The organism is Streptomyces glaucescens (assembly GCF_002154375.1).
Taxonomy (GTDB): Bacteria; Actinomycetota; Actinomycetes; order Streptomycetales; family Streptomycetaceae; genus Streptomyces; species Streptomyces glaucescens.
On record NZ_MUND01000092.1, the window covers coordinates 1 to 18,583 of the forward strand.

Annotated in this window: 18 protein-coding genes and 1 pseudogene; 7 read left to right on the forward strand and 12 right to left on the reverse strand. The window is 74.3% G+C overall.

The window, feature by feature from the left end; genetic code table 11:
* Positions 1-142 precede the first annotated feature (142 nt).
* Positions 143-427, forward strand: coding sequence for a DUF6332 family protein (locus CCN42_RS06910; RefSeq protein WP_086733780.1), 285 nt, complete (start codon positions 143-145; stop codon positions 425-427).
* On the opposite strand, the gene CCN42_RS06915 is transcribed toward CCN42_RS06910, so the two are convergent.
* The 3 genes from CCN42_RS06915 to CCN42_RS06925 are packed head-to-tail and all read right to left on the reverse strand — an operon-like array spanning position 388 to position 2,562.
* The gene (locus tag CCN42_RS06915) at positions 388-1,053 is read right to left on the reverse strand and encodes a response regulator (protein WP_086733782.1); all 666 of its coding nucleotides are present in this window, start codon (positions 1,051-1,053) and stop codon (positions 388-390) included. The genes CCN42_RS06910 and CCN42_RS06915 overlap by 40 nt on opposite strands.
* A complete protein-coding gene (locus CCN42_RS06920) occupies positions 1,050-2,288 on the reverse strand; it encodes a sensor histidine kinase (protein WP_086733812.1) in 1,239 nt (412 codons plus the stop codon). Before CCN42_RS06920 ends, CCN42_RS06915 begins: the two co-directional genes overlap by 4 nt.
* Before the next feature lie 10 nt (positions 2,289-2,298).
* On the reverse strand, positions 2,299-2,562 hold the full coding sequence (locus CCN42_RS06925) for a hypothetical protein (RefSeq protein WP_086733784.1): 264 nt from the start codon (positions 2,560-2,562) through the stop codon (positions 2,299-2,301).
* 654 nt (positions 2,563-3,216) lie between these two features.
* Here CCN42_RS06925 and CCN42_RS06930 point away from each other — a divergent pair.
* Complete coding sequence (locus CCN42_RS06930) at positions 3,217-3,612, forward strand: hypothetical protein (protein WP_086733785.1); 396 nt, start codon at positions 3,217-3,219, stop codon at positions 3,610-3,612.
* An 18-nt stretch (positions 3,613-3,630) separates the two neighbouring features.
* Here the strand turns inward: CCN42_RS06930 and CCN42_RS06935 are convergent, their stop codons facing one another.
* Positions 3,631-4,365, reverse strand: a complete 735-nt coding sequence (locus tag CCN42_RS06935; protein ID WP_086733787.1) for a TetR/AcrR family transcriptional regulator — start codon at positions 4,363-4,365, stop codon at positions 3,631-3,633.
* 186 nt (positions 4,366-4,551) lie between these two features.
* Here CCN42_RS06935 and CCN42_RS06940 point away from each other — a divergent pair, with 186 nt between their 5' ends.
* Positions 4,552-5,016 (forward strand): nitroreductase family deazaflavin-dependent oxidoreductase, encoded by a 465-nt coding sequence (locus CCN42_RS06940; protein WP_086733789.1) that lies wholly within the window; start codon positions 4,552-4,554, stop codon positions 5,014-5,016.
* Between the two features lie 51 nt (positions 5,017-5,067).
* Here CCN42_RS06940 and CCN42_RS06945 read toward each other — a convergent pair whose 3' ends face one another.
* Entirely contained in the window at positions 5,068-6,360 is a 1,293-nt protein-coding gene (locus tag CCN42_RS06945) for a geranylgeranyl reductase family protein (RefSeq protein WP_086733791.1), read from the reverse strand.
* Positions 6,361-6,530: 170 nt separating this feature from the next.
* Between CCN42_RS06945 and CCN42_RS06950 the strand changes: the two genes are divergently transcribed.
* Both CCN42_RS06950 and CCN42_RS06955 read left to right on the forward strand, forming a co-directional pair.
* Positions 6,531-7,886, forward strand: a complete 1,356-nt coding sequence (locus tag CCN42_RS06950) for a dipeptidase (RefSeq protein WP_086733793.1) — start codon at positions 6,531-6,533, stop codon at positions 7,884-7,886.
* Positions 7,887-7,955: 69 nt separating this feature from the next.
* Positions 7,956-8,662, forward strand: a pseudogene (locus tag CCN42_RS06955) (MBL fold metallo-hydrolase).
* Here CCN42_RS06955 and CCN42_RS06960 read toward each other — a convergent pair.
* From CCN42_RS06960 to CCN42_RS06970, 3 genes are all read right to left on the reverse strand, one after another.
* On the reverse strand, positions 8,659-9,765 hold the full coding sequence (locus CCN42_RS06960; RefSeq protein WP_086733795.1) for an NUDIX hydrolase: 1,107 nt from the start codon (positions 9,763-9,765) through the stop codon (positions 8,659-8,661). The pseudogene CCN42_RS06955 and the gene CCN42_RS06960 sit on opposite strands and share 4 nt — an antisense overlap.
* Before the next feature lie 141 nt (positions 9,766-9,906).
* The gene (locus tag CCN42_RS06965) at positions 9,907-10,095 is read right to left on the reverse strand and encodes a hypothetical protein (RefSeq protein ID WP_086733797.1); all 189 of its coding nucleotides are present in this window, start codon (positions 10,093-10,095) and stop codon (positions 9,907-9,909) included.
* An 82-nt stretch (positions 10,096-10,177) separates the two neighbouring features.
* Positions 10,178-11,131, reverse strand: coding sequence for an ROK family protein (locus tag CCN42_RS06970; protein ID WP_086733799.1), 954 nt, complete (start codon positions 11,129-11,131; stop codon positions 10,178-10,180).
* 215 nt (positions 11,132-11,346) lie between these two features.
* Between CCN42_RS06970 and CCN42_RS06975 the strand changes: the two genes are divergently transcribed.
* Together CCN42_RS06975 and CCN42_RS06980 are read left to right on the forward strand one after the other, a co-directional pair.
* On the forward strand, positions 11,347-12,396 hold the full coding sequence (locus tag CCN42_RS06975) for a LacI family DNA-binding transcriptional regulator (protein WP_086733800.1): 1,050 nt from the start codon (positions 11,347-11,349) through the stop codon (positions 12,394-12,396).
* 6 nt (positions 12,397-12,402) lie between these two features.
* Positions 12,403-13,008 carry a hypothetical protein gene (locus CCN42_RS06980; RefSeq protein ID WP_086733802.1) on the forward strand — a complete coding sequence of 202 codons (606 nt, stop codon included), beginning with the start codon at positions 12,403-12,405 and terminating at the stop codon, positions 13,006-13,008.
* Here the strand turns inward: CCN42_RS06980 and CCN42_RS06985 are convergent.
* From CCN42_RS06985 to CCN42_RS07000, 4 genes are all read right to left on the reverse strand, one after another.
* Positions 12,954-14,900 carry a serine/threonine-protein kinase gene (locus CCN42_RS06985; protein ID WP_086733804.1) on the reverse strand — a complete coding sequence of 649 codons (1,947 nt, stop codon included), beginning with the start codon at positions 14,898-14,900 and terminating at the stop codon, positions 12,954-12,956. The genes CCN42_RS06980 and CCN42_RS06985 overlap by 55 nt on opposite strands.
* Positions 14,901-14,996: 96 nt before the next feature.
* A complete protein-coding gene (locus CCN42_RS06990) occupies positions 14,997-16,292 on the reverse strand; it encodes a DUF6986 family protein (protein WP_086733806.1) in 1,296 nt (431 codons plus the stop codon).
* 196 nt (positions 16,293-16,488) lie between these two features.
* On the reverse strand, positions 16,489-17,451 hold the full coding sequence (locus tag CCN42_RS06995; protein ID WP_086733808.1) for an electron transfer flavoprotein subunit alpha/FixB family protein: 963 nt from the start codon (positions 17,449-17,451) through the stop codon (positions 16,489-16,491).
* Positions 17,452-17,504: 53 nt separating this feature from the next.
* The gene (locus CCN42_RS07000; RefSeq protein WP_086733810.1) at positions 17,505-18,290 is read right to left on the reverse strand and encodes an electron transfer flavoprotein subunit beta/FixA family protein; all 786 of its coding nucleotides are present in this window, start codon (positions 18,288-18,290) and stop codon (positions 17,505-17,507) included.
* Positions 18,291-18,583 lie beyond the last annotated feature (293 nt).

The following is an 18,583-nucleotide window of genomic DNA, read 5'->3' on the forward strand; positions in this document are numbered from 1 at the left end:
TTTCGTCCGGTGCGGCGAGAGCACGTGCCGGACGTCGCGGGGCAGACGGGAGTTCGACGACACCCCTCAGGGGGACCGCCTCCCCAGCGCGCCCGGCGGGGTCTGCTTGCCCTGCCGGGCGCGCGGCTGTGAGACTCGGGGCATGAGCGGTTACGAGGGACGGCGCAGTCAGGCCGAACGGGACGCGATCACCGTCGAGATCGGATACGCGCTGTGCAGTGCGGCGTTCGCGGCGGCGGTGGTCTTCGGGGCGATCGCCGGTCCGGCGCTGCTGTTCGAGCTGCCGCGCACACTGTCCGCGCTGCTGCTGCACACCGGCCAGGTGGTCGCACCGGTGCTGTTCGCGGCCCGGGTGATCGCCGTACTGGTCCGCTCCCGGACGGCTCCTCAGCCGAGCCAGCCCGGCCGCACCAACCCGGACTCGTAGGCCAGCACGACGAGCTGGGCCCGGTCGCGGGCGCCCAGCTTCACCATCGTGCGGCTCACATGGGTCTTGGCGGTGAGGGGGCTGACGACCAGGCGGCGGGCGATCTCCTCGTTGGACAGCCCGATGCCGACCAGGGCCATCACCTCCCGCTCCCGCTCGGTGAGCGACGCCAGCGCCCCGGCCGCCGCGGGCTCCTTGGAGCGGGCGGCGAACTCGGCGATCAGCCGCCGGGTCACCCCCGGGGAGAGCAGGGCGTCCCCGGCCACCACCGCCCGGACCGCGCGCAGCAGCTCGTCCGGTTCGGTGTCCTTCACCAGGAAGCCGGAGGCGCCCGCGCGGATGGCCTCGAAGACGTAGTCGTCCAGCTCGAACGTGGTCAGCATGATCACCTTCACCTCCGCGAGCGCGGCGTCCCCGGTGATCCGTCGGGTCGCGGCGAGCCCGTCGAGGGCGGGCATGCGGATGTCCATCAGGACGACGTCGGGGCGCAGTTCGCGCACCGCGCGCAGGGCCTCCTCGCCGTCGCCGGCCTCCGCGACGACCTCGACGTCCGGCTGCGCGTCCAGCAGCGCCCGGAACCCGGCCCGCACCAGGTGCTGGTCGTCGGCGAGCAGTACGCGGATCACCGGTCCTCCTCCTCGTGCCGCGGCGCCGACAGCGGCAGTACGGCGTCCACCCGGAACCCTCCGCCGGGGCGCGGGCCCGCCTCGATGGTGCCACCCAGTGCGGCGGCCCGCTCCCGCATCCCGGCCAGCCCGTTTCCGCCGCCGCCCGCGTCGGCGCCGGTCGCGGGCCCGTCGTCGTCGATCCTCAGCCGCAGCGCACCTCCCTCCCGGGCGAGCCGCACGCGCGCGTGCCGGGACCCGGAGTGCCGTACGACGTTGGTGAGCGCCTCCTGGACGACCCGGAAGGCGGCGAGGTCCGCGGCCGGCGGCAATCGGGGTGCCGTGCCCTCGACACGGACCGTGAGGCCCGCGTCGGCCGCCGCCTCCACCAGTTCGGGCAGCCGGTCCAGGCCGGGGGCGGGGGCGCGCGGCGCGGCTCCGGGGGCGCGCAGGGTTTCGAGCACCTGGCGGACCTCGCCCAGCGCCTCCTTGCTGGCGCCTTTGATGGTGGTGAGCGCGGTGCGCGCCTGCTCGAGGTCGGTGTCGAGCAGGGCGAGCCCGACACCCGCCTGCACGTTGATGACGGAGAGGCTGTGCGCGAGGACGTCGTGCAGCTCGCGGGCGATCCTCAGCCGTTCCTCGTCGGCGCGGCGCCGCGCCGCCTGGGCCCGCTCGGCGCGCTCCCGGGCCCACTGCTCACGCCGGGCCCGGGCCAGCTCCGCGAGGGCGACGATCGCGACCACCCAGGTGGCGACCACCGCCTCCTGCGCCCAGGAGGCGGGCGCGTCCCCGGACGGCGGCAGCCACCGGTAGAGCCAGTGCGCGACCAGCACATGCGCCGCCCACAGCGTCCCGAGCGCCGCCCAGGCGGCCTTGCGGTGTCCCGCGACGACCGCGCCGAAGCAGGCGACGGCGACGGTCAGCAGCACCGGCCCGTACGGGTATCCGGCGCCCAGGTAGACCGCCACGGTCGCCGCCGTCCCGAACACCACGGCCCGGGGATGCCGGTGCCGCCACAGCAGCTGCCCCGCCGCCACCAGGAGCAGCACCCGTGCGAAGGGGTCGAGGGCCGCCCGCTCGCCCTCCTGGCCGCGCGCTGCGAACTGCGAGCCCAGCAGGACGAAGGCGGTGAGCAGCGCCGTCGTGCGCCACGGCCACCGGGCCGGCCGCCCCGGTCCGTCCGGTCGGTCCCGCCACGGCGGCCCGTGCCGCCACCACCCGGGCGGGCCGCCCGGGCTCACGCGCTGCTCCTCCATGACCGCCACGCTAGACGCCGGACCCGGCGGACCGCGTCACCTCCGGGAGGTGATCGCACGTACTCCTCACGGGGTACGTGCGCCCGCGTCCCGCCGTCCCCCTGAGCCGCATCCGCCGCAGCGGGCGCGGCGCCCACCAGTCGGCGCGTCCGGCCGGCCGCATCGTCACCGGGAGCAGCACCGCCCGGATGAGGGTGACGTCGACGAGGACGGTGACCGCCGTGCCGACGCCCAGCTCCTTGAGGAGGACCACGCCGCCGGTGGCGTACCGCATCGCGGTGAGCGCGGCGCGGCGCCGGAACCGGAGGCGGAGGTGGCGGCGCGCTCCACCCGGTGGCCCCGCGGGCGAGCGCGGCGGGCAGGAACAGCACCGCCTCGGCGACCGCCGCGAGCACCACGAGGACACCGGCGTACGCGGACGAACTGAGGAAGAAGGAGGAGAACACCGGCGTACGCGAACGAGCTGAGGAAGGAGAAGGGGAACACCAGCAGCGCGCACAGCGACACCGCGACCGTGACCCCGCCGGAGACGACGGGCCGCCCGCCGACCGCGGTCGCGCGCATCACGGCGTCCGGCTGGGCGCGGCAGGCGGGCCGCTCCTACGCCTTCGGGCTGCGCCGGGCCCTGGGGGACGACAGGCCGCAGCTGTCCTGGACCGGCGCCGGGTACCGGCTGAGCGGCGCGGGCACCGCCGACCTGCGGGAGCGGCGCGCGCCGGTCGGCGCGGCCCGGGCCGGCTGGAGCGGGCGGTCGAACTGGCTCGGCAGGCGGAGGAGTTGTGGCGGGGCGAGTTCACCGAGGGCCGCCAGGCGCCAGCGGTCGCGATGTGCTGGAGAGGCGGCCGGGCCATCCCAGAAAACCGTTCCTGCCGCCCGCCCGCGCGCGGCTGATCTTCGAGGCCATCCGTCCGATCGGCCAGGGAGCCGCGTGGAACCCGATCAGCGCACCTGTGTGGACAACGCCATCGCCTGGGCACGGAACCGGCTGGGCACCACCTCCTACACCTCACGGTGCCTCGCCTTCGTCTTCTACGACACGACCGGCACCCTGTTCGGCCGGCGGCGCAACTGGGGGCACGTGGGCCTGAGTCTCGGTGACGGCCGGGTCGTCCACGCCTGGGACCGGGTCAGGATCGACCCGTACGTGGAGATCCAGAGTCTCACCGGCCCTCCGGGCTGGGACTCCCCCGCCTTCGCCGGCTGGACCCCGGTTCAACGCATCCTCCAGGGCTGCCGGCCGAAGGACTGGCCCATGGAGGAGGACGCCGCCGTCGAAGCCGAGCGCATGCACCGGGCCCGGTTCGGCAGCGAGGGCGGCGTCTGATCCGGCTCCGTGGACGGGCTACCCGTGGACCAGCCCCACGGAGTGGGCGAGCCGGGCCACGGCGTGCCGGAAGAAGGGCTCGCGGTCCTCGACGATCCGGTTGAACTGACCGAAGACCTCGAAGCCCACCAGCCCGTACAGCTCGGCCCAGGCCGCGACGAGCACCGCCACCACCTCGGGCGGCAGGTCGGGTGCGACGTCCGCGGCCAGGCGCTCGGCCTCGGTGCGCAGCTCGGTGGGCAGGGGCGTCTTGGCCACGCCCTGGCCCCGGTGGGCGTCGCGCACGATCCGGATGAGGAGGAGCCCGACGCGGGCCGCGGGCGGGACCGTGGTCCGCGGGGCGGTGTAGCCGGGCACGGGCGAACCGTAGATCAGGGCGTACTCGTGGGGGTGCGCCAGGGCCCAGGCGCGCACCGCCTCGCAGACGGCGGTCCAGCGCCGCACGGGCCCGGCGTCGGCGACCGCGTCGTGCGCGGTCTCGGCGGTCTCGCCGAGGGAGTCGTAGGCGTCGATGATGAGCGCGGTCAGCAGATCGTCACGGCTGGGGAAGTAGCGGTAGAGCGCGGAGGAGACCATGCCCAGCTCGCGGGCGACCGCGCGCAGGGACAGCTTGGCGGCGCCGTCGACCGCGAGCTGGCGGCGGGCCTCGTCCTTGATGGCCTCGGTGACTTCGATGCGGGCGCGGGCGCGGGCGCCGCGCGGGGTGCCGGGGACGCCTGCCCTGCCGGGGGTGTCGTGAGTGCTGCTGCTCATGGGGAGGAGTCTTCCATGGTCCAGAGCGGTGCACACAAACGAGAGCAGTGCTCTTGCTTTGGTGCGCCGATCTCGTGCAGACTGCCCTCAGGCGAGAGCAGTGCTCACAAACGAGAGCGCTGCTCAATCGACAGAGCGTCGCTCACAGAAGAGAGCCCCGCTCACCCAATCCCAGGGAGACCCGCCATGCCCGCCCACGTCCGCAAGCCCGGCTGGCTCACCGTCAATGTCATCAACCGTGCCGTCGCCTGGCTGACCCGCCGCGGCATCAGCGTCTGGGGCTCCCGCGTCCTCGCGGTCCGCGGCCGCAAGAGCGGTCAGTGGCGGACCACCCCGGTGAACCTGCTGACCGTCGACGGCCGGCACTACCTCGTCGCCCCGCGCGGCCACGTCCAGTGGACGCACAACGTGCGCGCGGCCGGCGGCGGCGAACTGCGGCTCGGTGGGAAGGCCGACGTCTTCACCGCGACCGAGGTCGCCGACGACGACAAGCCGCCGCTGCTGCGCGCCTACCTCAGGCGGTGGAAGGCCGAGGTGGGCGTCTTCTTCAACGGCGTCGGCCCCGACTCCTCCGACGCCGAACTGCGCCGTATCGCCCCCGACCATCCGGTCTTCCGCGTCGAGATCACCTCGGCCGGGACGGCCGGCTGACCTCAGGACGGCTGACCTCAGGACGGCTGACCTCAGGACGGCTGACCGACATCAGGACGGCTCACCGGCCTCACCGGCTTTACCGCCCTTGCCGGCCTTCTCGGCCTCAGGCCGGCCGGCCACGTCGTCGGCCGCGGACCGGCGGTCCAGTGCCGTCAGCGCGCGCTGGGCGATCGGCCGGCTGCGCACGATCTCGCCGAGGGACGTCGAACCGCGGGTGATGTCCATGAAGGCCCGCCAGGCCGGCCGGAAGCCGGTCAGCGCCGCGTGGAACAGGCCGGGCCGCCGCTCGAAGATCTGGAGCAGCCGCTTGCCCACGGCCATCTCCACGCCCAGCCCCGCCTTGACGGCGAACGCGTAGTTGAGGGCCTGGCGGCGGGCGTCCACGGCGTCGTGCGCCTCGGCGATGCGCACCGCCCACTCCCCCGCGAGCCGCCCCGAACGCAGCGCGAACGAGATGCCCTCGCGGGTCCACGGCTCCAGCAGCCCCGCCGCGTCCCCGCACACCAGCACCCGCCCGCGCGAGAGCGGTGAGTCGTCGGCGCGGCAGCGGGTGAGGTGCCCGGAGGAGATGCTCGGTTCGAAGCCGGCGAGGCCGAGCCGCCCGATGAAGTCCTCCAGGTACCGCTTGGTCGCGGCGCCCTCGCCGCGCGCCGAGATCACGCCGACGGTGAGGGTGTCACCCTTGGGGAACACCCAGCCGTAACTGCCGGGGATGGGCCCCCAGTCGATGAGGACGCGCCCCTTCCAGTCCTCGGCGACGGTCTCCGGCACCGGGATCTCCGCCTCCAGGCCGAGGTCCACCTGCCCGAGCTTGACGCCGACGTGCGCTCCTATGCGGCTCGCGCTGCCGTCGGCGCCGACCACGGCCCGCGCCAGCAGCGTCTCGCCGCCCTGGAGCACGACCGCGACGGTGCGCCGGTCCGGGACCGCCGAGCCGTGCTGCTCGACCCGCTGCACGGTGACCCCGGTACGCAGTTCGGCGCCCGCCTTCTGCGCGTGCTCGACCAGTTGCTGGTCGAACTCGGGCCGGTCGATGAGCCCGAAGAGCATCTGCCGGGAGCGCCGGGTGCGGGTGAAGCGGCCGTTGTGGGAGAACGTCACCGCGTGCACGCGGTCCTTGAACGGCAGCTCGAAGCCGGGCGGCAGCGCGTCACGCGAGGGGCCGATGATGCCGCCGCCGCAGGTCTTGTAGCGGGGCAGCTCCGCCTTCTCCAGCAGCAGCACGCGCCGCCCCGCGACCGCCGCCGCGTAGGCGGCCGAGGCCCCCGCGGGTCCCGCGCCCACCACGACGACGTCCCACACCTGCCGGACGTCGTCCGCCGAAGAGTTCTCGCTGCTCACGATGGTCTACCGCTCCCGCTCCTGCCGGCTGCCGCTCCCCCGGCTCTCGGCTCGTCGAGCTGGGGGACCCCCATGTCCCCCGCATCCTACGGCGAAGATCGCGGCGCGCCGCTGTGGGAGGATCGGCGGTATTCGCACCGTACAACGTCGCACCCACAAGGAGCGTGCCCATGTCGTCGAATCCGGTCGCCGAGACCGTCGCCTCGTTGATGCCCAGGGCGAAGGCGGAGCTCACCGAGCTGGTGGCCTTCAAGTCGGTGGCGGACTTCGACCAGTTCCCGAAGAGCGAGAGCGAGGGGGCGGCCCGGTGGGTCGCCGACGCGCTCACCGCCGAGGGCTTCCAGGACGTCGCCCTGCTCGACACCCCGGACGGCACCCAGTCGGTGTACGGCTACCTGCCCGGCCCGGAGGGCGCCAGGACGGTCCTGCTGTACGCCCACTACGACGTCCAGCCGCCGCTCGACGAGTCGGCGTGGACCACCCCGCCGTTCGAGCTGACGGAGCGGGACGGCCGCTGGTACGGCCGGGGGGCCGCCGACTGCAAGGGCGGCGTGATCATGCACCTGCTGGCGCTGCGGGCGCTGAAGGCGAACGGCGGCATACCGGTGCACGTGAAGGTGATCGCCGAGGGCTCCGAGGAGATGGGCACGGGCGGCCTGGAGCGGTACGCCGAGGCGCACCCGGAGCTGCTGGCGGCGGACACCATCGTCATCGGTGACGCGGGCAACTTCCGCGTGGGCCTGCCGACGGTCACCACGACGCTGCGCGGGATGACCCTGGTCCGCGTCCGGATCGACACCCTCGCGGGCAATCTGCACTCGGGGCAGTTCGGCGGTGCCGCGCCGGACGCGCTGGCCGCGCTGATCCGCGTCCTGGACTCGCTGCGCGCCGAGGACGGTTCGACGACGGTGGACGGACTGGCCGGTGACGCGGCGTGGGACGGGCTGCAGTACGAGGAGGAGCAGTTCCGCAAGGACGCCCGGGTGCTGGACGGTGTGGAGCTGATCGGCTCGGGCACGGTCGCCGACCGGATCTGGGCGCGGCCCGCGGTGACCGTGCTGGGCATCGACTGCCCGCCGGTGGTCGGCGCGACCCCGTCGGTGCAGGCGAGCGCCCGGGCGCTGGTGAGCCTCAGGGTGCCGCCGGGCATGGACGCCGCCGAGGCGACCAAGCTGCTCCAGGCGCACCTGGAGGCGCACACGCCGTGGGGCGCGCGGGTGAGCACGGAGCAGATCGGCCAGGGCCAGGCGTTCCGGGCCGACACCACCAGCCCCGCGTACCAGGCGATGGCCGACGCGATGGCGGTGGCCTACCCGGGTGAGGAGATGCAGTACGCCGGGCAGGGCGGCTCGATCCCGCTGTGCAACACCCTCGCGGCGCTCTACCCGCGCGCCGAGATCCTGCTGATCGGCCTCAGCGAGCCGGAGGCGCAGATCCACGCGGTGAACGAGAGCGTGTCGCCCGAGGAACTGGAGCGGCTTTCGGTGGCGGAGGCGCTGTTCCTGCGCAACTACGCGGCGAGCTGAGCCAGGACATCGCTCTGCCCACGGCTAAGGGCCCTCGCCCGCGGGCGGGGGCCCTTCTACGGTCCTGTCATGGACGTCATGGAGCTGCTCCCCCGCCTGCATCTGCTGCGTTTCCCGGTCGGCCAGGCCTATCTCTGGCGTGATGATGACGAGCTGACCCTGATCGACGCCGGTCTCGGCGGCTCCGGCGCCGCCCTCGCCGAGGTGGTCGGCGCACTCGGCCGGGCCCCGGGGGACGTACGGCGGATCGTGCTCACGCACTTCCACGAGGACCATGTGGGCGGGGCGGGCGAGTTCGCCGCGCTGAGCGGGGCGGAGGTGTACGCGCACCGGCTGGACGCGCCCTTCGTCCGGGGTGAACTCCCCGCCCGCCGCCGGTGTACGAGGACTGGGAGCCCCCGGTCCACGCCGCGGCGTTGCGGCTCCTCCCGCCCAGCGACTTCCCCCGCCCGGCGCGGCTCACCGAGGTGTCCGACGGCGATGTCCTCGATTTCGGCGGCGGGGCGCGGGTCGTCCACGCGCCGGGCCACACGGACGGCAGCGTCGCGCTCCATCTCCCCGAGCACGGTGTGCTGTTCACCGGGGACGCGGTGGCGGCGTCCCCGGTGGACGGCTCGGTGATGATGGGCGCGCTGAACCTGGACCGGGCGCGGACCCTCGCGTCCTTCCGGCGGCTGGCCGCACTCGACACGGACGTGGCCTGCTTCGGGCACGGTGATCCGGTGGTCGGCGGGGCCGGGGAGGCGCTCAGGAAGGCGGCGGAGGCCTACGTCTAGGGAGTGCCGGTGCGGGGCGGGCGCGGTTTCGCGGACTCGCCCCGGCCCTCGCCCGGCCGGTCGCCGACGGGGGTGCCGGCCTCCAGGTACACCGCCGCTCCGCGTTCGCGGGCCCGCAGTGCCCAGCGCAGCCGTGCGTAGCGCACGGGTGGCAGCAGGTCGGCGGCCTCCTCTTCGGTGACGAAGCGCCACGCGCGCAGTTCGGGTCCGGGCAGCAGGACCCGGCCGGTGTCGGCGGAGTCGAGCCGACCGCCGTCGAAGAGCAGCCGCAGTCCGCCGTAGCCGGGCGGTGCGGGCGGTTCCCAGTCGACGACGAGCAGGCGCGGTTCGTCCGCCAGGTGGATGCCGGTCTCCTCGGCGACCTCGCGGATCCCGGCCCGGGCGGGTGCCTCGCCGGGTTCCACCACGCCGCCGGGGAACTCCCAGCCGGGCTTGTAGGTGGGGTCGACGAGCAGCACCCGGTCCTGTTCGTCGAAGAGCAGCACTCCGGCGGCCAGCGTCTCGGCGGTGGGTTCGGGGGTCTGCACGATGTCGCAGACTGGCACGGCGCCCGAGGTGACGGCCTCCGCGATGCGGGCGGCGGTCTGGTACGGAGTGAGGGCCCCGTTGTCGATCAGGTGGGCGTCGGCGGCGAGCCAGGAGGCGAGCGCGGTCTGGTACGGCTCGATGTGGTCGTAGGACCACTGCCGGATCCGCATGTCGCCGTCGGAGAGGTCCGGGGGGACCTCGCGGGTGGCTATTCGCTCCCGCAGTATCGTTTCGGCCGGGGCGAGCAGGACATGGTGGACAGGGATCCGGCGGGCGGCGAGACCGCCGAAGATCTCGTCGCGGTACTCCTGCCGGAGCAGGGTCATGGGCACCACCAGGGTGCCGCCCAGTTCGGCGAGCATCGCGGCCGCGGTGTCGATGACGAGCCGGCGCCAGATCGGCAGGTCCTGGTAGTCGCCGACCTCGGCGAGGCGCTTGGCCGGCAGCAGAAGCGGGAGTCCGCCGCCGATGACCTCGGGGTCGAAGAGCGTGCTGTTCGGGATCAGGTCGATCAGTTCCCGTGCGGTCGTGGTCTTCCCCGCACCGAACGCGCCGTTGATCCAGACGACGGTCACGTTTCCCCCTCTTCTGTTGGCCCCCTGTGGCTTGCCCGCTCCACCCTGCCATGGAAACCAGCCCCCGTTGAGGGCGCACAAACGGAAGGCGCCGCTCCCCTGGCGCGGGGAGTCGGCGCCTGCCGGTGCTGAGCCGCTCGGTCAGTTCTCCTCGCGGGAGGTGCCCTTGGGCGTGTCCAGGCTGTCGGTGACGATGGCCGGGTCGAGGCTGCTGACGGTGTCGCCCACGTCGACGCTCAGCTGTTCCCCGAGCGCGTGCGACGGAGTGATCGCCGCGACGACGAATCCGGTGGCGAGGGAGGCGATGGCGAGCATGCTGCGCTTCTTCATGCCCCGTCCAACTGCGAACCGGACCCGAGGTCACGGTCCGGCCGCATCCGGCCGGGTCGCGCGGCCGAACGCGCCCGCCCTCTCACACCCCCGCCGCGGCCGTGGGCGCCCGTTGGGTGAGGGCCGCTGCCGCCGCGCCCACCAGGCCCGCGTCGGTGCCCATCTGGGCCGGGGCCACGACGAGGTGGCGGACGAAGGAGAGGGTGGCGTAGTCGGCGAGCGCCGTGCGCAGGGGCGCGAACAGCACGTCACCCGCCTTGCCGACGCCGCCGCCGATCACGGCGATGTCGATCTCGACCAGGGTCGCGGTGGCCGCGATCCCCGCGGCAAGCGCCTGGGCGGCCCGCTCGAAGGAGGCCACGGCGACCGGATCGCCGGCCCGGGCCGCGGCGGCCACCGCGGCGGCGGAGGTGTCGCCGTCGGGGCCGGGCCGCCAGCCGTTCTCCAGGGCGCGCCGGGCGATGTTCGGGCCGCTCGCGATGCGCTCCACACAACCGCGCGCCCCGCACGGGCAGGGGTCGCCGTCGAGGTCCACGCTGATGTGGCCGATGTGACCGGCGTTGCCAGTGGGGCCCGTGTGCAGCCGGCCGTTCAGGACCAGCCCGCCGCCGACGCCCGTCGAGACCACCATGCACAGCGCGTTGTCGTGGCCGCGCGCGGCGCCCTGCCAGTGCTCGGCGGCGGTGATCGCCACCCCGTCGCCGATCAGCTCGACCGGGAGTCCGCCCGTCGCCGCCCGGACCCGTTCGACCAGCGGGTAGCCCCGCCAGCCCGGCACGTTCACCGGGCTGACGGTGCCCGCGGAGGCGTCCACCGGGCCCGCGCTGCCGATGCCGACGGCGTCCACCCTGCTCCACGACGGCGCGGCGGCCAGCTCGCCGAGGACGTCCGCCACGGCCCGCATCACGGTGTCGCCGTCCTCCCGGGCGGGCGTCGGGCGCTGGGCCCGCACCACGATCCGGCCGCCGCCGTCCACCAGCGCGCCTGCGATCTTGGTGCCGCCGATGTCGAGCGCGGCCACGAGGTCGGTGTGCATCAGAGTGGGATCTCCCCGTCAACCAGGTGTGTTCTCCCCCTGTGCCAGGGGAGACGGGTGGGCCGGTGCCGCGGTGGGGGCGCGGGACCGGAGTCTCTCGATGGACAGTCTCTCCCGGCCATGACAACGTTGTCCAGGCTCTATGCTCGACGCCACATCCTCATACACCCCATGGACCGACGCACCCCGTGGACCACAGGACAGGACAGCGCACCGTGCCCGAGACCATCCGCCGAGCCGACCGGCTCCCCGGGAACCGCTATGGCAACCGGCCCACCATGAAGGACGTCGCGGCGCGTGCCGGAGTCGGCCTGAAGACGGTCTCCCGGGTCGTCAACGGCGAGCCGGGCGTGACCCCGGAGACCGAGCAGCGCGTCCAGGACGCCATAGCGGCCCTGGGTTTCCGCCGCAACGACAGCGCGCGGGTGCTGCGCAAGGGCCGTACCGCCAGCATCGGCCTGGTCCTGGAGGACCTCGCGGACCCGTTCTACGGCCCGCTGAGCCGCGCGGTCGAGGAGGTGGCCCGGGCCCACGGCGCGCTGCTGATCAACGGCTCCAGCGCGGAGGACCCGGAGCGCGAGCAGGAGCTGGTGCTGACGCTGTGCGCCCGCCGGGTGGACGGCTTGGTGGTGATCCCGGCCGGTGACGACCACCGCTATCTGGAGCCGGAGATCAGGGCCGGCGTCGCCACCGTCTTCGTGGACCGGCCGGCCGGGAAGATCGACGCCGACGTGGTGCTCTCCGACAACTACGGCGGCGCCCGCGGCGGAGTGGCCCATCTGATCGCGCACGGGCACCGCCGCATCGGCTTCATCGGCGACATGCCCCGCATCCACACCGCCGCCGAGCGGCTGCGCGGCTACCGGGCCGCCATGGAGGACGCGGGCATACCGGTCGAGGACGCGTGGATGTCCCTGGGTGTCACGGATCCGGGGCGGGTGCGCCGCGCGGCCGAGGGGATGCTCTCCGGCCCGGCTCCCGTCACCGCGATCTTCACGGGCAACAACCGGGTCACCGTCACCGTGGTCCGGGTGCTGGCCGAGCAGAGCCGCCGGGTGGCGCTGGTCGGCTTCGACGACATCGAGCTGGCCGATCTGCTCCAGCCGGGAGTCACGGTCGTCGCCCAGGACGCGGCGGCGCTCGGCCGTACCGCCGCCGAACGGCTGTTCCGCCAGCTGGACGGCTCGCTCGTCGTCCCGGAGCGGATCGAACTTCCGACGCGGCTGATCACCCGCGGCTCCGGCGAGCTGCCCCCGGCGGACTGAACCCCCGTGACCGGCCACGGCGACCCCGGCGACCGCACGCTGTGCGCGCTCGGCCTCGCCGAGGCACCGCGCGAGCAGCCGCTGTCCTGTCCGGGCGCCCGGCCCGAGGAGTCGGGTCCCCTCGCCGGGGACCGGCTGCTGTCTCCGGACCGGCTGGTGCACGAGGACCGCGTCCCGGGCCTGGCCGCCGGCTCCCACGCCTGCCATGTCTCCGCCCCGCCGTTCGGCCCCGGCGCCGTCCGGGAGCTGTTCGTCCCCCGGCCGGTGCGGGTCGCGTCGGACTACGGCAGCACGCTGCCCGGCGCGTACGCCTGCGTGAACCGCCGCGGCGTCCCGCACGGCGGTACCGGCTCGCCGCGTCGGCACCCCCGTCGGCAGCGGCGCCTGTTTCACCGGGCTCCGGACGGCGCGCCCCCGGCTGCGGGAGCTGTTCGGGTGACGCCGGAGGAGTCCGGCACGCGGGCCCGCGCCGACCGGGCGCTGGGCGCGCTGGTGACCCGGCCGTTCGCCGAGGAGAAGCCCGTGACGGCGTCCGGTCCGGAGCGGTTCCTGCGGCCTCAGCAGACCGGCAGTCCGGGCACCGGGGCGTCGTTGTCGCCGCCCTGGATGTAGACGTCACTGACCCAGACGTCCGCGTTGCCGCTGTCGTCGTCGGTCTTCGCCCACCAGACGTTGGTCCACTCGCCGGATGTCTCGCGGCGGCCCAGGTTCGCCTGGCAGTAGAAGTAGTTGGTGCCCGCGTGGAGGACGCCGGCCTCGGCTCCGGCGGCCGTGTAGGACTTGGCGGTGCTCCAGACCTGGCAGTTGTACTTGCCGCCGCCGATGGGGTGGCAGGCGAGGGCCGGAGCGGTGGTGCCGCCGCCTGAGCCCGTCGTGCCGCCGTCGCCGGAGCCGCCGCTGCCCCCGGCCGCCGCCGTGCGGCTCGGGGACGGCCCGCGGGGCGTGTCCTCGGCCGCGGGCTGTGCGGTCCGCCCCTTGCTCCCGGCCGCCGTCGCGGCCGGCCCGTCCTCGCCCCGCCCGGACGGCGGCTTCGGGCCGGCCGGGCGGCCGGTGTCGGCGCGGCCGGTCGCCGAGGGCGCGGCGGAGGCCGAGGAGGCGACGGGCGCGGTGGGCCGGGTGCCCGCCCGCGGAACGCCCGAGGGTGAGCTGAGCAGGGCGACGGTGACACCGGTCGCGACGAGGACGACGGTCACGGCCGCGGCGGCGAGCAGGACGCGGCCCTTGCGGCGGGGCGGGATCCCGGCCGCCATGGGGCCGGTGACGGCCGAGGCTCCGCCGGGTGCGCCGACGGCGCCCGTGGGGCCGTGTGCCCGAACCGGCGGAGCGCCGTGACCGTGCCCCGGTGCGGCGGGGGTGCCGGGTCCGGATGCGCCGGGGAAGGGCTGTCCCTGTGCGCCGGGGACGCCGGGGGCGCCGTATCCCTGGGCTCCTGGTCCGCCGTACCCGTGGGTCGCGTGCCCGCCGTGCCCGGGGACCGTGGTGCCGCCGTGGCCCTGGTCTGCCGGGGCGCCGTGTCCCTGGCCCGCGGGCGGGCCCTGCGGCGGTCCGAAACCCGGCGGTACGGACGGAACGGCGCGCTGGGTCTCCGCGCGGGCCGGTCCGTCGCCGGGCCCGCCGTACGGGGAGGCCGTGGGAAGGTTCCGGTCCGGTGCCTGGGCGACCGCCTCCAGCAGGCCGCGCCCCCGCTCGGCGTCGGGGCGGGCGGCGGGCTGCTTGTCCATCAGCTGCCGCAGCACGGGGGCGAGCGGTCCGGCGCGGCGGGACTCCGGGAGGGGTTCCGAGACGATCGCGGTGAGCGTGGAGTACGTCGACGTGCGGCGGAACGGGGAGGCGCCCTCCACGGCGGCGTACAGCGTGGCGCCGAGGGCCCAGATGTCGGAGGCGGGGCCGGGTTCGCCGCCCTGGGCGCGTTCCGGGGCCAGGTAGTCGAGGGAGCCGACGATCTCGCCGCTGCGCGTCAGGTGGGTGGCGGAGCCGTCCCCGGGATCGTCCATGGTGGCGATGCCGAAGTCGGTGAGGACCACGCGGCCGGAGCGGTCGAGGAGGATGTTGCCCGGCTTGACGTCGCGGTGCAGGACGCCGGCGCGGTGGGCGGCGGCCAGGGCCTCCATGACCTTGACGCCGATTCCGGCCGCCTCGCGCGGGCCGAGCGTGCCGCGCTCGCGGAGCACGTCGTCCAGCGACGGTCCGTCGACCAGCTCCATGACGATCAGCGGGCGGCCGTCGACCTCGGCGATGTCGTGCACGGCGACCACGCCGGGGTGGCGCACGCGGGCGGCGGCGCGGGCCTCGCGCTGCATCCGCAGCCGCAGACCGGCCAGTTCGGGCCCCGCCGCGTCGGTGTAGGTGCGCAGTTCCTTGACGGCGACCTCGCGGCCGAGCACCTCGTCGACGGCTCTCCAGACGACGCCCATGCCGCCGCGCCCGAGTGGCGCCAGCACCCGATACCGTCCGGCCAACAGCCGCCCGGCCCCGCCCGTCTGCCCGTATTCCCCCGAAGACACCGCTGCCCCGTTCCTGTGACACGTCGTTGCGTGGCGTACAGGTTACGGGGCAGCGGCGACGGCGTCGGCCGGGTGGTGGCCGCCGTGACCGGGCCGCTACGTGGCCGAGGCCGTCAGGTCGCCTCGGCGGGGCGCGGCGAAGCCCTGGAGGTCGGCGCGGGTCAGCCCGGTCAGCCGGGCCACCTCGGCGATGTCGAGGGCGCCGCAGTCCAGGCCGCGCAGCAGGTAGCCGCTGAGGGCCTTGGCGGTGGCGGGCTCGTCCATGACGTCGCCGCCGGCCCGGTTGGCGTAGCGGGCGAGGCGGCCGGCGGCCTGCTCGAAGCCCTCGCGGTAGAAGGCGAAGACGGCCGCGTAGCGGGTGGGGATGTGGCCGGGGTGCATGTCCCAGCCCTGGTAGTAGGCGCGGGCCAGGGCGCGGCGGGTGAGGCCGTAGTGCAGGCGCCAGGCGTCGTGGACCTTCTCGGTGGAGCCGACCGGCAGCACGTTGGTGGAGCCGTCGGAGACCCGTACGCCGGTGCCCGCGGCGGCGACCTGCATGATGGCCTTGGCGTGGTCGGCGGCGGGGTGGTCGCTGGCCTGGTAGGCAGCGGAGACGCCGAGGCAGGCGCTGTAGTCGAAGGTGCCGTAGTGCAGGCCGGTGGCGCGGCCCTCGGCGGCCTGGATCATCCGGGCGACGGTGGCGGTGCCGTCGGCGGCGAGGATGGACTGGCTGGTCTCGATCTGAATCTCGAAGCCGATCCGGCCGGGCTCCAGGCCGTGCGCCTTCTCGAAGGCCTCCAGCAGCCGGACCATGGCGGTGACCTGCTCCGGGTAGGTGACCTTGGGCAGGGTGAGGACCAGCCCGTCGGGCAGTCCGCCGGCCCGCATCAGGCCGGTGAGGAAGATGTCGAGGGTGCGGATGCCGCGGTCGCGGACGGCGGCCTCCATGCACTTCATGCGGATGCCCATGCAGGGGGCTGCCGTGCCGTTCCGGTAGGCGTCGGCGATCAGGCGGGCGGCGCGGGCCGCGTCCTGGTCCTCGTCCTTGCCCTGGTAGCCGTCCTCGAAGTCGACACGCAGGTCTTCGATGGGCTCGCGCTCCAGCTTGGCGCGGACCCGGGAGTACACCGGCTCGGCGAGGTCGTCGGACAGGCCCAGGGCGGCGGCGAAGGACGCGGCGTCCGGAGCGTGGGCGTCGAGGGCGGCGAGGGCCTGGTCGCCCCAGGAGCGGACGGTGCCGGCGGTGAAGGCGTCGCCGGGGACGTAGACGGTGTGGACGGGCTGGCGGGTGCCGGGGTCGCCGGGGTAGAGCCGCTCCAGTTCGGCGTCGACCGGCGCGAGGGAAGCGTCGATCTCCTCGCCGACGGCGCCCGCGAGGCTCGTCGCCACCTGCTCCTGCTGGCCCTGACCCATTCCCACACCCTCCTGATTTCCGTCTTACGGAATCAATAATCCGCAGAACGAAGTTATCCGGGCGGCTTCCCGCTGGTCAACACCCGTCCGCAGCATGGTCCGCCCACCGCGCCTGTCCCGCGCGCCGGACCCCGGGCGCACCGAGGCCCCCGTGACCGTCGGCGGTCACGGGGGCCTCGGCACAGCCGTGCGGCGATCAGCCCTTGCGGGTCTTGACCTCCTCGGTCAGCTGCGGGACGACGTCGAACAGGTCGCCGACCACGCCGTAGTCGACCAGGTCGAAGATCGGGGCCTCGGGGTCCTTGTTGATGGCCACGATGGTCTTCGAGGTCTGCATGCCCGCGCGGTGCTGGATCGCGCCGGAGATGCCGGAGGCGATGTACAGCTGCGGCGAGACGGACTTGCCGGTCTGGCCGACCTGGTTGGTGTGCGGGTACCAGCCGGCGTCGACGGCGGCACGCGAGGCACCGACGGCCGCGCCGAGGGAGTCGGCGAGCGCCTCGATGATCGCGAAGTTCTCCGCGCCGTTGACACCGCGGCCGCCGGAGACCACGATCGCGGCCTCGGTCAGCTCCGGGCGGCCCGTCGACTCACGCGGCGTACGGCCGGTGATCTTCGTGCCCGTGGCCTTCTCGGAGAAGGTCACGTTCAGGGCCTCGACCGCACCCGCGGCCGGGGCGGCCTCCACGGCGGCCGAGTTCGGCTTGACCGTGATGACCGGGGTGCCCTTGATGACGCGGGACTTGGTCGTGAAGGCGGCGGCGAACACCGACTGGGTCGCGACCGGACCCTCGTCGCCGGCCTCCAGGTCGACGGCGTCGGTGATGATGCCGGAGCCGATGCGCAGCGCCAGGCGGGCGGCGATCTCCTTGCCCTCGGCGGAGGACGGGACCAGCACGGCGGCCGGGGAGACGGCCTCGTAGGCGGCCTGGAGGGCGTCGACCTTCGGCACGACCAGGTACTCGGCGTACTCGGACGCGTCGTGGGTGAGGACCTTCACCGCGCCGTGCTCGGCGAGCGCGGCGGCGGTGTCGGCGGCGCCGTTGCCGAGGGCGACGGCGACCGGCTCGCCGATGCGGCGGGCCAGGGTCAGCAGCTCCAGGGTCGGCTTGCGGACGGCACCGTCCACGTGGTCGACGTAGACGAGGACTTCAGCCATGGGACTTCTTCTCTCCTGCTTGCGAAGTTGAGGGGCGGTCAGCTGGGCGCGGATCAGATGAACTTCTGGCCCGCGAGGAACTCAGCGAGCTGCTTGCCGCCCTCGCCCTCGTCCTTGACGATCGTGCCGGCCGTGCGGGCCGGGCGCTCGGTGGCGGAGTCGACCTTGGTGTAGGCGCCGTCCAGGCCGACCTCTTCGGCGTCGATGTCCAGGTCGGACAGGTCCCAGGACTCCACCGGCTTCTTCTTGGCGGCCATGATGCCCTTGAAGGACGGGTAGCGCGCCTCGCCCGACTGGTCGGTGACGGACACGACCGCCGGCAGGGAGGCCTCGAGCTGCTCGGAGGCGGCGTCGCCGTCGCGGCGGCCCTTGACCGTGCCGTCCTCGACGGAGACCTCGGAGAGCAGGGTGACCTGCGGGACGCCCAGGCGCTCGGCCAGCAGGGCCGGGACGACACCCATGGTGCCGTCGGTGGAGGCCATCCCGGAGATGACCAGGTCGTAGCCGGCCTTCTCGACGGCCTTGGCCAGGACCAGGGAGGTGCCGATGGCGTCGGTGCCGTGCAGGTCCTCGTCCTCGACGTGGATCGCCTTGTCGGCGCCCATGGACAGCGCCTTGCGCAGGGCGTCCTTGGCGTCCTCCGGGCCGACCGTCAGCACGGTGACCTCGGCGTCGTCCGCGTCCTCGGCGATCTGCAGCGCCTGCTCGACCGCGTACTCGTCCAGCTCGGAGAGCAGACCGTCCACGTCGTCACGGTCGACGGTCAGGTCATCGGCGAAGTGCCGGTCGCCAGTGGCGTCGGGCACGTACTTCACAGTGACAACGATCCTCAAGCTCACGCCGGCTCTCCTACTGCCTCGTCATTTTCGGCTGCCTCTTGCAGGCAGCATAGGCGCCCCAAGCGGCCGATCCCGGTCGGGGCGGCCTGCGCTCCCGCCCGGAATATTACTCGTCAGTACACCCAGTTCCTGCCCGCTAAGCAAGCGCTTTGAACTGTGACCTTCGCAACGCAGCGTAACCGGAACCCGACGCCCTCGCAGGCGGAGCCGCACGTGATCAATCACGCAGCGCGGTGAACCGGCCCTGGTGGTAGAGCAGCGGACGGCCGGTGCCGGCCGGGTCGCCGGCGACG